The 13,444-nt window shown below is 41.7% G+C and carries 14 protein-coding genes and 1 other annotated feature; of the genes, 8 read left to right on the forward strand and 6 right to left on the reverse strand.

Features of this window, described 5'->3' with window-relative positions:
- Positions 1-32 precede the first annotated feature (32 nt).
- Entirely contained in the window at positions 33-737 is a 705-nt protein-coding gene (locus tag AC1EKL_RS05850) for a B3/B4 domain-containing protein (protein ID WP_480188859.1), read from the reverse strand.
- Between the two features lie 144 nt (positions 738-881).
- Positions 882-1,517, reverse strand: coding sequence for an HAD family hydrolase (locus AC1EKL_RS05855; protein WP_480188860.1), 636 nt, complete (start codon positions 1,515-1,517; stop codon positions 882-884).
- A 210-nt stretch (positions 1,518-1,727) separates the two neighbouring features.
- Between AC1EKL_RS05855 and pyrR the strand changes: the two genes are divergently transcribed.
- From pyrR to pyrE, 3 genes are all read left to right on the forward strand, one after another.
- Complete coding sequence (pyrR, locus tag AC1EKL_RS05860; protein ID WP_480188861.1) at positions 1,728-2,264, forward strand: bifunctional pyr operon transcriptional regulator/uracil phosphoribosyltransferase PyrR; 537 nt, start codon at positions 1,728-1,730, stop codon at positions 2,262-2,264.
- 116 nt (positions 2,265-2,380) lie between these two features.
- On the forward strand, positions 2,381-3,112 hold the full coding sequence (gene pyrF, locus AC1EKL_RS05865; RefSeq protein WP_480188862.1) for an orotidine-5'-phosphate decarboxylase: 732 nt from the start codon (positions 2,381-2,383) through the stop codon (positions 3,110-3,112).
- The gene (gene pyrE, locus AC1EKL_RS05870; RefSeq protein ID WP_480188863.1) at positions 3,112-3,756 is read left to right on the forward strand and encodes an orotate phosphoribosyltransferase; all 645 of its coding nucleotides are present in this window, start codon (positions 3,112-3,114) and stop codon (positions 3,754-3,756) included. Before pyrF ends, pyrE begins: the two co-directional genes overlap by 1 nt.
- Positions 3,757-3,863: 107 nt before the next feature.
- On the opposite strand, the gene AC1EKL_RS05875 is transcribed toward pyrE, so the two are convergent.
- The gene (locus AC1EKL_RS05875) at positions 3,864-4,268 is read right to left on the reverse strand and encodes a hypothetical protein (RefSeq protein ID WP_006917514.1); all 405 of its coding nucleotides are present in this window, start codon (positions 4,266-4,268) and stop codon (positions 3,864-3,866) included.
- A gap of 169 nt (positions 4,269-4,437) precedes the next feature.
- Positions 4,438-4,682: a binding site (T-box leader), on the forward strand.
- 90 nt (positions 4,683-4,772) lie between these two features.
- Here AC1EKL_RS05875 and AC1EKL_RS05880 point away from each other — a divergent pair.
- Genes AC1EKL_RS05880 through AC1EKL_RS05895 form a run of 4 tightly spaced genes read left to right on the forward strand, consistent with a single transcriptional unit; the run spans position 4,773 to position 8,575 of the window.
- Positions 4,773-5,627 (forward strand): MetQ/NlpA family ABC transporter substrate-binding protein, encoded by an 855-nt coding sequence (locus tag AC1EKL_RS05880; RefSeq protein ID WP_480188926.1) that lies wholly within the window; start codon positions 4,773-4,775, stop codon positions 5,625-5,627.
- A gap of 20 nt (positions 5,628-5,647) precedes the next feature.
- Positions 5,648-6,712, forward strand: coding sequence for a methionine ABC transporter ATP-binding protein (locus AC1EKL_RS05885; RefSeq protein WP_480188864.1), 1,065 nt, complete (start codon positions 5,648-5,650; stop codon positions 6,710-6,712).
- Positions 6,705-7,406, forward strand: a complete 702-nt coding sequence (locus AC1EKL_RS05890; RefSeq protein ID WP_480188865.1) for a methionine ABC transporter permease — start codon at positions 6,705-6,707, stop codon at positions 7,404-7,406. The genes AC1EKL_RS05885 and AC1EKL_RS05890 overlap by 8 nt, the downstream gene beginning before the upstream one ends.
- A gap of 17 nt (positions 7,407-7,423) precedes the next feature.
- Positions 7,424-8,575, forward strand: a complete 1,152-nt coding sequence (locus AC1EKL_RS05895; RefSeq protein WP_480188866.1) for an ArgE/DapE family deacylase — start codon at positions 7,424-7,426, stop codon at positions 8,573-8,575.
- Between the two features lie 49 nt (positions 8,576-8,624).
- On the opposite strand, the gene rlmD is transcribed toward AC1EKL_RS05895, so the two are convergent.
- Positions 8,625-10,022, reverse strand: a complete 1,398-nt coding sequence (rlmD, locus tag AC1EKL_RS05900) for a 23S rRNA (uracil(1939)-C(5))-methyltransferase RlmD (RefSeq protein WP_480188867.1) — start codon at positions 10,020-10,022, stop codon at positions 8,625-8,627.
- A 475-nt stretch (positions 10,023-10,497) separates the two neighbouring features.
- Between rlmD and brnQ the strand changes: the two genes are divergently transcribed.
- Positions 10,498-11,874, forward strand: a complete 1,377-nt coding sequence (gene brnQ, locus AC1EKL_RS05905; RefSeq protein ID WP_480188868.1) for a branched-chain amino acid transport system II carrier protein — start codon at positions 10,498-10,500, stop codon at positions 11,872-11,874.
- 76 nt (positions 11,875-11,950) lie between these two features.
- On the opposite strand, the gene phoU is transcribed toward brnQ, so the two are convergent.
- Positions 11,951-12,661, reverse strand: a complete 711-nt coding sequence (gene phoU, locus AC1EKL_RS05910) for a phosphate signaling complex protein PhoU (protein ID WP_480188869.1) — start codon at positions 12,659-12,661, stop codon at positions 11,951-11,953.
- An 11-nt stretch (positions 12,662-12,672) separates the two neighbouring features.
- Positions 12,673-13,434, reverse strand: a complete 762-nt coding sequence (gene pstB, locus AC1EKL_RS05915) for a phosphate ABC transporter ATP-binding protein PstB (RefSeq protein WP_480188870.1) — start codon at positions 13,432-13,434, stop codon at positions 12,673-12,675.
- Positions 13,435-13,444: the final 10 nt, after the last annotated feature.

Consider the following 13,444-nt stretch of genomic DNA (forward strand, 5'->3'; position numbering starts at 1 on the left):
AATATACAACGAACAGCATAGTGGGACAAATGCTAATTCCATTCAAAGGATGGATGTGTTCGGTCCACAATTCCTGATTGGGTTTCAACACCAAAAATTTCATGAAGTTGGTTGACTAAGTCTTCCTTTGCTTGATCCACCGTTTCCTTATTAATATCAATGAATCCGTCAATGGGGAAGAACACGTCCTTAGTATCTGCGGTAATTTTACCGTACTCACTTTGTCGCCAGGTCCAACGCCGTGTCCGGACTTCGTTACCAACTGCGTAAACAACTTCTCCATCATCGGGAGTTTCAACAGTATCCTTTCCCAGCGGAACGAATTGATCACCAGCTTTAGCGGACCGCATCATGATATCCTCTGTGACGTTATCTAACGTATGGGTACCCATTGGAACTGTGTATTTAAGCGAAATCGCGTTATTTAAATCCACAAGGGGGTTAATATGCGGCAGATCTTTTCCTTTAGAAAGACGCTTAAATAGTGCTTCAGCTGAGCAAGGGAACCGGTTTGGATTGATACCAATTTTCCGAAAGGCTTCCCGGTATGGGATAATTTCCGGTCGTTGCTTAACGTTTGTATCCGCAAATTTTTTCTGAGCGAATTGCATATACTTATTTAGCATTTCATCAATAATTGGGTAGTTCCGTGAATTATCAATTCCATGGGCGACAACAACGCCAACGTACATGTCAGGAACTTGTTCGAAAATATCTGAAGTAATAACAAATTTCATGATAAATCCTCCTTGAAAAAAAGCTGGATAAGAATTTCTGCCGCAGCAGCATCTTATCCAGCTTGTAGGTTACAAACCCTCTGATGTATTACTTATTATTTTCTCCGATTTTAACAAACAATAATTTAGATCGCAATAACTAATTTAGAACTTTAGCAATTGCTGAGGTTGATGAATTAAATAAGTGGGTTGTTCCTGCTTAAGGGAGTCGATATTAAAGGCACCCCACGTTGCACCACAAGTTTTGACCGCGGCATTCTTACCCATTTGGAGGTCATAACGGGCATCACCGATCATAACACTTTGTTGCCGATTAAGATTGAAGTCGTGAACCACACGGTTAACACTTTCTGGATTGGGTTTAAAGTTTTTAACCATGTCGGAACCAACCACCTCGGTAAAGAGTTGGTCAATTTTGAAACGTTTCAGATGATGATAAATTGTTGCAGATGAATTACTAGAAAGAATAAAAAGGTCTTTACCACTATCGTGAAGTTGTTTGAGAGTAGGGATTACACCATCGAAAAATTTAGTACCGGCATCTTCATTTTGCGCACAAAAAGTTCGGAAGTCATCATAGAGTTGATTAAGAACTTTTTGCGGGGCTAGTGGTGCCAACATGGGGAAGAATGTCTCAATTGGTAATCCCATGTAATCAAGTACTTGTTGTTTAGTGGGTGCTGGCAAGTTGTTTTTAATGAATGCTTTTTGGGTAGCAACGGTGACCACGGCCCCTGAATCGGCGAGGGTACCATCGAAATCAAACATAAAATTATTCACGCGGAACCAGTCCTTTCAAAATTAATTATGCTCACCATTATACGCTGTTAAATGGTTGACACACAACCATGAGACGGGTAGACTATTTCTAAATAAAGCCTTTTTAACTCGACCCAGAGAGGTCCAAAGGGGAATCGATAGATAACATTCACGTCTTTATGTCCCCGATGTACGTAAGGGCGTTTTTATTATAGAAAAGGAGTGTTGATTGTGGCCCATGAGATTGTTGATGGATCCAGTATGCAACGTGCATTAACACGTATTACTTACGAAATCATCGAACAAAATAAAGGTGTCGAGAACTTAGTGTTTGTTGGGGTTAAGACCAGAGGGATTTACTTAGCTCAACGCTTAGCTAAGCGGATGGAACAATTGGAAGGAGTCCAAATTCCAGTTGGCTCATTGGACATTACGCTTTATCGGGATGACCGTCATGTTGCTGATCATAAAACCCAACCGACAGTGAATGGCAGCGATATTAAAGTTGATATCAATGATAAGCACGTTATTTTAGTGGATGATGTTTTATTTACGGGACGGACAGCCCGGGCAGCGTTGGATGCCCTAATGGATCTTGGCCGCCCTAAGCGGATTTCATTAGCAGTCTTGGTTGACCGTGGTCATCGTGAATTGCCGATTCGTCCAGACTTTGTTGGTAAGAATATTCCAACGTCATTGAATGAAACGGTGCATGTGGCAGTTGAGGAATATGACGGCCACGAAGACATTTCAATTGAAGATAATTAGAATTTCACCATTTAATTCGCTCCAGAGAGGGCAAAAAGGCGAAAGCGGGTTAGGATAATAATCCACGAAAGCAGTCCTCTTTGCGGGGACTGCTTTTTTCATAGGAGGAATAACAGATGGAACGCTTTGAACCAATGGTCGCAATTGATGTTGATACGAAGGAAGCGGCCTTAAAACTTTTTGATCAATTAGCTGGCGATACTAACCATACTCCAATTGTCAAAATTGGAATGGAACTTTACTATGCTTTTGGTCCTGGGATTGTTAAGCAGGCTAAACAACGCGGCTTAGCCGTTTTCCTTGATTTAAAATCTTACGATATTCCCAATACGGTGCATCGGGCAATGCGCGTAATTGGTAAGTTAGGAGTTCGGTACACGACCACTCACGCAGCCGGTGGCACTGAAATGCTGAAAGCGGCGAAAGAAGGGCTAGTAGAAGGTGCCCACGAAGCTGGGTTGCCTGAACCAAAGTTGCTGGCAATTACAGAATTAACGTCAATTGATGAAAATATTCTCAAAAATGAACAACATGTAGATTTACCGTTAATCGATGTAGTTAAAAATTATGCGCAGGTTGCTGAACGGGCTGGACTAGATGGGGTTATTTGTTCTGCCCAAGAAGTGAAAGCAATTCGTACGGTTACTAAGCCAGACTTCTTATGTGTGACACCAGGAATCAGGCCGAACTTATCAGTGCATGATGATCAAAAACGGGTGGTAACACCAGCTCAGGCACGCCAATTAGGTAGTAATGGAATTGTGGTTGGCCGACCAATTACCCAAAGTGATAATCCGGTAGCGGCATATCAAGCAATTCGGCAAGCATTTATGGAAGGTGAAGAATAATGGTTGGACAATTAGAAATTGTGGCAAAAAACTTATTAGATATTAATGCGGTAGCTCTGAAACCAGACGAACCATTTACGTGGGCAAGTGGGATGCGCGCGCCAATCTATACAGATAATCGGTTAACAATTTCCTACCCGTTTGTTCGTCGGAATATTGCAGTGGGAATGACTGAGTTAATTAAGCATCACCTTGATAATGTAGATGTCATTGCGGGAGTGGCAACTGCAGGAATTCCCCATGCAGCATATGTAGCTGAGCGTCTTCAAAAGCCACTTGTCTATGTTCGCTCTAAGCCAAAGGATCATGGCCGTGGTCGCCAGATTGAAGGGGTTTTAAAAGCAGGTCAAAAAGTAGTAGTGATTGATGATTTACTTTCAACTGGTGGCAGTGCATTGAAAGCTGTTAAAGCGGTTGAAGACGCAGGTGGAGATGTGATTGGAGTTGTTTCCATCTTTAGTTATCAATTACAGGCACTGGATGATAATTTTAAAGAAGCGGGACTGCCCTACTATTCAGTTACTAACTACACAACGTTAATCGAGACGGCAAAGCAAAACCAAATGATCTCTGACGAACAACTTGCTTCACTCCATGCCTGGCGGAAAGATCCTGCACAGTGGTCTAAAGAACATGCAGAGTAATTTGTTCATTTTCCAAGAAATGAAGTGGCATTAAAATATATTAAAGGGCTTCAACGTTCGGAATTACCGAGCGCTGAAGCCCTATTTTACTTGTGACAAGTGAGTCCTTATTTTTGCTCTTTTAGGTATTTACTCTTGATTAGTAACTCCCGCGAGTGCGCATCTGCAGGATAATAACCTTTGTTAAAGAGGTGACGAAAGTACATCATATTATAGAACAAAGCAAAGATTAGTGCTGGCCAAGGGAATGTCAGCAATGCACCCAGTTTAAAGAATAGTGCTACTAAGACATAGTCGGCAGCGAGTACTAACTCCAAGAAGAAGTTATAGTAGTCACCACGGAAGAGTGCTGGTAGTGGTCCAAACCAAAAGGTCGTCCATGAGATTCCCACCTTAGCAATTCGCAAATCACCTTGGTCATTTTTAATTTTCGCATAGTTTGGTGGAATTGGGAGATTATTAAAAATGTTGTTTGGATCGTTATTGTTATTGTTTCCAAATGGATTTTGCAATGCGAACCCTCCTTTATTCTTAGATACATATCATATCATAAGTGAACGGGTCTGACTAATTATCCATCGATGGGCAGCAGTCGTCTGAAAAAGTTTGCAAAAAATATTAGAAAATGTGTTGACAAAAATGAGAATTAAATTATAATTACTCATAATCAATTAATCGAAAATAAACATATCGAAAAGCAGAGTAGGAATTGGAGATCTGAAGAGAGCTTCTAGATGGTGGAAAGAAGTGTTTGAAGGTTCTGAAGATGGGCTTGGAATGGCATCAGTGATGTTAGCTGGTGACGGAGTTGCACACGTTATTAGTGCAAGGTTATACGAGGGAGACGTCCTTCATGTAACCTGCTGAGGTTGAACTCGTGAGGGTTCAACGAACTAAAGGTGGCAACGCGAGGAATCGTCCTTTATCTAGAAATAGATAAGGGACGATTTTTTTGTTCATCATGCTTTAGATTAATTGATTAAATAATTTGAAATTATATTGAGAGGGAGATTTTGATTATGAAGAGAAGAAAACACACTGGATTAATTTGGACCATTATTATTGTTGCGATTGTTTTAATTGGTGGAATTGCCGGCTTTGCTCACCATCGCCAGCAACAAGCGAAGACGGTAACGGTTGGGGTTGTTGGTTTAACGAACCAACAACAAAAGATTTGGGATGAAGTTAACAAGACGGCCAAGAAAAAGTATGGCGTAACGGTTAAGGTTAAGAATTTCTCTGACTATAATCAGCCAAACAAAGCGGTCCAAAATGGCGACATTGATTTAAACGCCTTTCAACATACCGCGTTCTTAAACGCTTGGAATAAAGCTAATCACGGTCAAATGGTTTCAATTGGACGGACGGTTATTGCACCAATTCGTCTTTACTCAAAGAAGTACAACAGCATTAAGGATTTGCCAAATGGTGCAACAATCGCCGTGCCAAACGATGCTTCTAATGAAAGTCGGGCATTGTATGTATTAAAGAACGCTGGATTGATCACCTTCAAGAAGGGAACCGGTAAATTAGCAACGGTTGCTGATATTGATAAAAACACGAAGAACCTTAAGATTAAGGAACTTGGTGCTGAACAAACTGCGCGGTCATTAAACGATGTGGATGCAGCGGTTGTTAACAATACTTATGCTGCACCGGCTGGCTTAACTAAGAAGGAAACCATCTACGTTGAACCACTTAACAAGGATTCTGAACAATGGATTAACATTATTGCAGCGAAGAAGTCTGATGCAAATAAACAAGCTTACAAGGATGTTGTGAAGGCTTTCCAAACTCCACAAGTTAAGAAGCTTTACCAAAAGTACTACGGTGATACTGAAAAGACCGCATGGGACTTGAAATTAAACTAATTAGCAAGGAGAGGTAGAATATGGCGAACATCATTGATTTAGACAACCTCAGCGTGACCTTCCATCAAAAAAAGGGGACGGATGTTAAGGCAGTACAAAACGTTAATTTGAAAGTTGAAAAGGGCGATATTTATGGAGTAGTCGGCTATTCTGGCGCTGGTAAATCAACCCTTGTGCGGACAATTAACCTTTTACAAAAGCCAACGGCTGGTTCAGTTACCGTTGCTGGTACAGTCCTTTTCAAAGATGGTCAACAACAAGTTGATAATAAAGAGCTTCAGGAAAAGCGCCGTAATATTGGAATGATTTTCCAACATTTTAACTTATTGAATGAAACAACGGTTGCCGAAAACGTGTTGTTTGCCTTAAAACATTCCTCTATTTCTGATGATGAAGCTGAAGAAAAAGTCCTAAAACTACTCGATTTAGTAGGCTTAAAGGATAAGGCCAACGCGTATCCTGTCCAGCTATCTGGTGGGGAGCAGCAACGGGTGGCGATTGCCCGGGCATTAGCCAATGATCCAGAAATTTTAATTTCAGACGAAGCCACTTCGGCACTAGACCCACGAAACACGAACCAAATTCTTGATCTACTAAAGGATCTCAATAAAAAGTTGGGGTTAACAGTGGTTTTGATTACTCATGAAATGGATGCAGTGAAGCGAGTTGCCAATAAGATTGCGGTAATGCAACATGGGATCATCGTGGAACAGGGAAACTTACGTGATGTTTACCTGCGTCCAAAGGAGGAACTCACCCGTCAATTTGTTGGTGGTTCACTGGCCGCAATTGAAACACTTCGGGCCTTTGATCTTGGTCATTTAGCACCAAATGAACAACTCTTCCAAGTTGTCTTTAGTGCGGCTAACGTTACTAAATCAATCATTCTGGACATGTATAAGCAATTGGGGGTTGATGTCTCAATGCTGTACGGAAATATTGAAGTACTTGGAGATGAACCAGTTGGAACAATGTTTATTCTGGTCAAGGGTGATCAAAAAGAATTAGACAGTGTGGTTGACCTCTTGAAAGGAAAAGATGTTGAAGTAACAAAGATTGATGATCGGGGGATTTGGAATGACTAGTTTATTAGCAAAATATTTACCGAATGTTGCTAATCTTGGCTGGGGTGGCGATACCGGTTGGAGAACTTCCATCTGGCAAACTATTTACATGACCTTTTGGCCAGCAATTTTTGGTGGGATTCTTGGATTGATTTTTGGCGTCGTTTTGGTGATTACTAAACCTGGCGGTATTCTGGAAAATCGATTCTGGTTTGGCTTTTGTGATAAAGTGGTTTCACTCTTCCGGGCTGTACCATTTATTATCTTATTAGCGTTTATCGCACCGTTTACCCAATTAATTGTCGGAACTCAAATTGGGACAACTGCAGCACTTGTGCCATTATCTCTTGGGGTTTTCCCCTTCTATGCACGTCAGGTTCAAGTGGCTTTAGAAAGTGTGAATGAAGGTAAGATTGAAGCGGCGGAAGCGCTTGGCGCAACTAATCGCGATATAATCTTTGATGTCTATCTTCGTGAAGCGCGTTCTGAGTTAGTTCGGGTCTCAACTGTAACTTTGATTAGTTTGGTTGGGTTAACTGCGATGGCTGGAGCAATTGGTGCAGGTGGGCTTGGTAATACTGCCATTGCATACGGGTACAACCGGTTTAATAATGATGTAACCATTGTCGCAACGATTTTAGTTTTACTATTAGTGGTCATTATTCAATTAGTTGGTGATTGGTTAGCACAACGCTTAAATCACCAAAGTCGCTAAGTAAAGAAGGCATAGGTATGGAGAAAGATGAACAAGTTCGAGTACTGGAAGATCTGATCAAAATTAATTCCGTTAATGGTAATGAAGAAGAGGTTGCAAAGTATTTACAACAGCTCTTTGACCGCCATGGCATTAAAACGAAAATTGATCTATTCGGTGACCATCGTGCCAATTTAATTGCTGACTTTGGTTCTGGCGATGATGTTTTTGGAGTAACTGGTCACATGGATACTGTAGCAACTGGTGATGAAAATAAATGGCAGCACGGTCCATTTACTCCCGTTCGTGATGGGGATCGCTTGTATGGTCGCGGTGCTGCTGATATGAAAAGTGGGCTTGCTGCTGAAGTGATCGCATTGATTGAATTGCATGATGCGGATGCACTACCAGCTGGTCACGTTAGATTTATTGCGACAGCGGGTGAAGAATACGGGACTCCCGGTGCTAACCGTTTAGAAGCTGCTGGGGTTGCAAACGATTTAGTTGGTTTACTTGTGGGTGAGCCAACAAGCGGTAACGTTGTGTACGCACACTCAGGTAGTATGAACTATCGAGTATCGAGTACTGGTAAATCTGTTCATTCTAGTCAGCCGGAAAATGGTGTCAACGCCATTGATGCATTAGTTGATTTCTGCGTAAAAGAACGCGATTTGTTTAACGATACTCCCGTGGATCCATATTTAGGAACTGTCAAACATAGTGTGACGGTGATTGACGGTGGTGATCAGGTCAATACTATTCCGGATGCGGCAGCTCTTAAGGGAAACATTCGACCTACTAAGGCTTTTAATAATGATCAAGTAATTGAACGGCTTCACGAAGCAATTAGTGAAGTCAATCAAGAAGGAAAAGGTCGGTTATCATTAGAATTGATTCATAATTTCCGTCCAGTAGCTTCTGATCCGTCAGGTAAATTTGTTCAACGTGCACTTCAAGCAACGCAACGGGCTTATCAAGAAGTGCCAAATCACGGGACACCAGAATTAAAGACGATTAATGGTGCAACAGATGCGAGTGTCTTTGTTAAGCATAATCAAGATCTCCCAGTAATCGTGTTAGGAGCAGATGATTGGAACATTGCCCACCAAATTAATGAGTACACAACAATTTCAAGTTATTTAGCAACGATTAAAGCGTATCAGGAAATTATTAAACATTACTTTGATTAATATTTCCTGGGAAATAAAAGGCGAGTTCCATTTGGAACCCGCCTTTTTATTAGTTTAAGCTTAATTTAACAACTGCTTCACATCGTGGTGTTTGGGGCATCATATCGATTGGTTGGATGTAATCAACTCGGTAGGTAGGAACCAAACGGGCCAGGTTTCGGGCAAGTGATGCCATATTACAGGAAATATACGCAAACTTCGTTGGCTTTTCTTGCAAAACTTGCTGGATTAATTTGTTATCTAGACCGGTCCGAGGAGGATCAACTACTAACGCATCAAAATGGAGACCTTCAGCTCGCCATTTTGGTAATAATTCTTCAGCAGATCCAGTTTCGTACTTAGCGTTAGTGATGTTGTTTAAGGCGGCATTCTGATTTGCATCAGTGACAGCTTCCGGAATAATTTCCATTCCACGGACTTCTTTAACACGGTTAGCAAGGGCCAAGCCGATCGTTCCAATTCCTGCGTATGCATCAATTAGGGTATCTGTGCTGGTTAATTCCATCGCCTTAGCAGCTTCTTCGTATAGGGTTTCGGTTTGGTATGGATTGAGTTGGAGAAAAGAACGTGCGGAAAGGTGGAAGTCTAATCCCATCAGACTGTCAGTAATGTAAGAATCACCAGCGAGGTGGATAGTTTCAGTTCCCCAAACTAGTGGGGTATCCCCGGGATTTATATTTTGCATTACAGAAGCTACGGACGGTAATTTTTCCGCAATGAAAGTCAGTAGTTGATGTTTTTTAAGTAATTTAGGACTATTAGTAATGAAGGTTACTTGAATTTGGTGAGTTGTTGCAGATTCACGAACGGCAATGGTTTTTAAAATTCCACTATGATTGCTTTCGTCATACAACGGGATTCCTAATTGCGCTATTTTATCAACGAGGGCGCGCATTACTTTCATGATCCCTGGCATTTGAACAGCACATTCTTGCATATCAACAACCTCATGGGATCCAGAACGATAAAGTCCAGCAACGACTTTCCCATTTTGCTGGCGAATTTGGAACTGCGCCTTATTACGGTAACCATATTGTTTTTCAGAGCCAATGGTTGGACAAACTTCGTAGTGACGGTAACCACGAGGCTTAAATTTAGCTAAACTTTCAATTACCATTTGCCGTTTGAATTGTAGTTGTGCCGGATAGGCTAAGTTTTCAAATTCAAAGCCACCAGCGTCCAATGCATAGTCATCCCGCGGAATGACCCGGTCTGAGCTAGTTTTTTTCAGACGATGGATAGCCGCTTCGAGATACTTTTCGTGAACTTTTGTGACTTCGGCAACCACGACTTCATTTGGCAGTGCACCAGGAACAAAACAAACCTTGTGTTTAAAATAGCCAATTCCTTGACCCTCCACTCCCAGCTTTTTAATGGTTAGTGGGAAACGATCACCAACTTTAACATCGACCGGATGTTGATAATGATGATGGGTTCGTTCAACCATGATTAATTCTCCTTTATTGGATGTCTATAATGTGTATCATTCTAGCATAATTCTGGTGTCCATCCTTTATGAAAAATGGAAAGACAAATTAATTCCAGAAAATTATGAAAAAAGCCTTGACGAAAGATTGAAGTTTAATTAGAATATACTCATAAATTAATTATTCGAGCACAATGAGAAAGAAGAGTAGCGATTTCTAATCGAAAGCGAATCCTGTTTGGTGAGAGGGGAACGAATCTAGAAAGCGTGAAAATCACTTTCGAGTCTGTACTGTCCAAGGTACAGTGGTATGACACCCATTACAGCGTCAGCGTATCGCAGTTTTGCTGTACGTATTGAGGTACTAATAGCAATATTAGTATAAACCGAGGGTGGTACCGCGCATGGCGTCCCTTGACTGGTTATTGATCAGTCAAGGGACTTTTTTTATTGGGCTCGATGTTAACTCATTCGCAATGATATTGGAGGGAGAATTATGAATGATTTAGCGTCACGTAAACTAACCACAAAGGAATATCTGGTCGTTAGTTCATTACTATTTGGTTTGTTCTTTGGGGCAGGGAACTTAATTTTTCCACTTCATTTAGGACAATTAGCCGGTGGCCACTGGGTTTTGGCTACGGTTGGTTTCTTACTGACCGGGGTTCTTTTACCACTGCTATCAGTTATGGCGATTGCAGTCACCCGTGCTGAAGGGGTTTTTGATGTTGGTCGCCCGTTGGGGGTTGGCTTTGCACTAGTTTTCATGGTTTTGATTCACGCAACCATCGGTCCACTCTTTGGGACACCGCGGACGGCGTCAGTTTCCTTTACAGTTGGTGTTGCCCCATTTGTTCCTAAAGCTGACCATCAAGTCGCACTTTTAGTTTTTTCAGCCGTTTTCTTCGCGTTAGCATTTGCGTTCTCATACCGCGAAAATGATATCCTTTCTAACGTTGGGAAGGTTTTAAACCCAATGTTCTTGGCATTATTATTCTTAATGTTTTTAGTTGCCTTTTTACGGCCAATGGGTAATCCAATGTCAGCGCCCGCAACATCAGCTTACCTTCATTCTTCATTTGTTAATGGCTTCTTGCAAGGATACAACACGATGGATGCTCCTGCCGGTCTTGCCTTTGGGGTAACCGTTGTGCACGCGGTTCGGCAAATGGGCCAAAAACGTGAATCAGATGTGGCAAAGGTTGTTGGTAAAGCAGGGTTAGTCTCTATGAGTATGGTGGCCTTTATCTACGTATTATTAATCGTGGTTGGTGCAATGTCCCTTGGTCACTTTAAACTTTCTGCTGATGGTGGAGTCGCATTTAACCAAGTTGTTAGCTACTATGGTGGTGCCTTTGGTCAAGCAGTTCTGGCTGTATTGATCACCGTAACTTGTTTGACCACTGCCGTTGGATTAGTAGCAGCTTTTGCACAAGATTTCCATAAGCACTTTCCAAAGGTTTCTTACCACACATGGTTAGCTTTAACCACGTTAGCTTCATTCTTAGCTGCTAACTTTGGTTTGGATACAATCATCGCCTGGTCAACACCAATGTTGATGTTCCTTTACCCACTATGTTTGGTATTAATCCTCTTGTCAGTATTTTCACCAATGTTTAACCGCGACGGGGTTGTTTACTTATTTGTTGTTTTGTTCACCGTTGTTCCAGCGCTTGGTGACATGGTAGTATCTTTCCCGAAAGTGGTTAGCGCGAGTGCTTTTGGGACTGCAGTTGCTGCAGTGCGGAGTCATTTGCCACTTGCTAGTTTAGGTCTCTCGTGGCTAGTACCAGCATTGGTTGGTTTGGTTCTCGGATTAGTATTCCACTTCTTCCGGGTTCGCGGAAACGCGACTGCATTAGACGAAAATTAGTACTCTTCTATATCCATATTGATACTCTCCAAAAATAGCTTCAGAGTTCGGCATTGCCGAGCACTGAAGCTATTTTTTAGTTAGTATGATGTTTGTGCAGTTTACGTTCCACAAGATGGTGGTCGGCTTTGCCAGGATTCAGTTCGACGAGTTCTCCTGATCCGCTGTAAATAATCCATTCGGCCAGGTTCACAATGTGATCACCCGCACGTTCTAAGTAGCGAATCACATTGAGGTAGGTTTCGTATGAAGTGACGTGGTCATTGCTGGCTTTTAAAGCACTAATGATCTGTTGCTGCTGTTCAACGTAGAGAACGTCGACTTTTAAATCTTCGTTCGCAACTTTATAGGCTGTTTTCTCGTCAGTAAAAACGTAGGCATCCATGATTTGTTCAAGCATTTTACGGACGATCATCATCATTTGTTGAATATTATCTTGAATTGCTTGATCTTGATAATGATCGGCCATCCGGACAGTACATTGGGCAATGTGCGAAGCATAATCACCAATTCGTTCGATGTCAGTACTAGCTTTGAGAATACTAATAATTTTACGGAAGTCTGCAGCAACTGGTTGTTGTAATGCCATTAGTTTTAAAGCCTGTTTTTCTAAATTAACCTCATCAGTGTTAATGTGCGAATCACCAGACAAAACCTGTTTAGCTAGTTCTGGATCGTGGTTGGTAAATGCTTGTGTAGCTTGGTAGATTTGTTCACTTGCGTCAATCCCCATTTCCATAAAATGGCTACGTAATCGTTTTAATTCATCGTTAAAAATCTCGCTCATGGGCAGTCCTCCTAACCAAATTTACCGCTTAGATAATCAGCGGTCTGTTTTTTCTGAGGGTTCATGAAAATATCTGCAGTTTGATTATATTCAATTAATTCACCTTGGTGCAAGAAGGCGGTCCAATCAGCAGAACGCGATGCCTGCTGCATGTTGTGAGTTACCATAATAATGGTGAAACGCTCTTTAAGTTGCACAAGGGTGTCTTCAATTTGGGTTGTCGAGATGGGATCCAATGCACTAGTTGGTTCATCCATGAGGATAATTTCCGGTTCAACGGCGAGAGTGCGCGCAATACAAAGTCGTTGTTGCTGACCACCAGATAAGGCTAGAGCACTTTTCTTGAGGGAATCTTTGACTTCATCCCATAAGGCAGCCTGCTTCAGACTTGTTTCAGCACGTTCTGCTAATAATTTTCGATCTTTAGCCCCAGCTAAGCGTAGTCCATACACAACATTATCGAAAATTGATAGGGGAAAGGGAGTTGGTTGCTGAAAGACCATCCCAATTTGTTGTCGAACCCGATAGATATTTACTTTGGGGTGATTAATATCGACATCATGGAAGTGGATTTTACCGGTAACCGTTGCTAGACCATCGTTCATCCGATTAAGGCTACGGAGGAGCGTAGATTTACCAGAACCAGAAGCACCAATCAAAGCAGTAATTTGATTTTTGGGGAATTTCATTGAGATATTTTCAATCACCGAATGATTGCCATAAGCAACGCCGAGTGCCTCAACAGAAATTGCGGAATTTGAAATGGTAGTCATTGATTATCCT

The sequence above is a fragment of the Limosilactobacillus sp. C0001E2 genome, from assembly GCF_056590915.1.

What these genes read in the sequence shown, in the direction of transcription:
- pyrE (WP_480188863.1), top strand. Translation starts at nt 3,112, where the DNA reads ATGGTTGGACAATTAGAAATTGTGGCAAAAAACTTATTAGATATTAAT.
- pstB (WP_480188870.1), bottom strand. Translation starts at nt 13,434, where the DNA reads ATGACTACCATTTCAAATTCCGCAATTTCTGTTGAGGCACTCGGCGTT.
- AC1EKL_RS05895 (WP_480188866.1), top strand. Translation starts at nt 7,424, where the DNA reads ATGGAGAAAGATGAACAAGTTCGAGTACTGGAAGATCTGATCAAAATT.
- AC1EKL_RS05885 (WP_480188864.1), top strand. Translation starts at nt 5,648, where the DNA reads ATGGCGAACATCATTGATTTAGACAACCTCAGCGTGACCTTCCATCAA.
- rlmD (WP_480188867.1), bottom strand. Translation starts at nt 10,022, where the DNA reads ATGGTTGAACGAACCCATCATCATTATCAACATCCGGTCGATGTTAAA.
- AC1EKL_RS05850 (WP_480188859.1), bottom strand. Translation starts at nt 737, where the DNA reads ATGAAATTTGTTATTACTTCAGATATTTTCGAACAAGTTCCTGACATG.
- pyrF (WP_480188862.1), top strand. Translation starts at nt 2,381, where the DNA reads ATGGAACGCTTTGAACCAATGGTCGCAATTGATGTTGATACGAAGGAA.
- AC1EKL_RS05890 (WP_480188865.1), top strand. Translation starts at nt 6,705, where the DNA reads ATGACTAGTTTATTAGCAAAATATTTACCGAATGTTGCTAATCTTGGC.
- brnQ (WP_480188868.1), top strand. Translation starts at nt 10,498, where the DNA reads ATGAATGATTTAGCGTCACGTAAACTAACCACAAAGGAATATCTGGTC.
- phoU (WP_480188869.1), bottom strand. Translation starts at nt 12,661, where the DNA reads ATGAGCGAGATTTTTAACGATGAATTAAAACGATTACGTAGCCATTTT.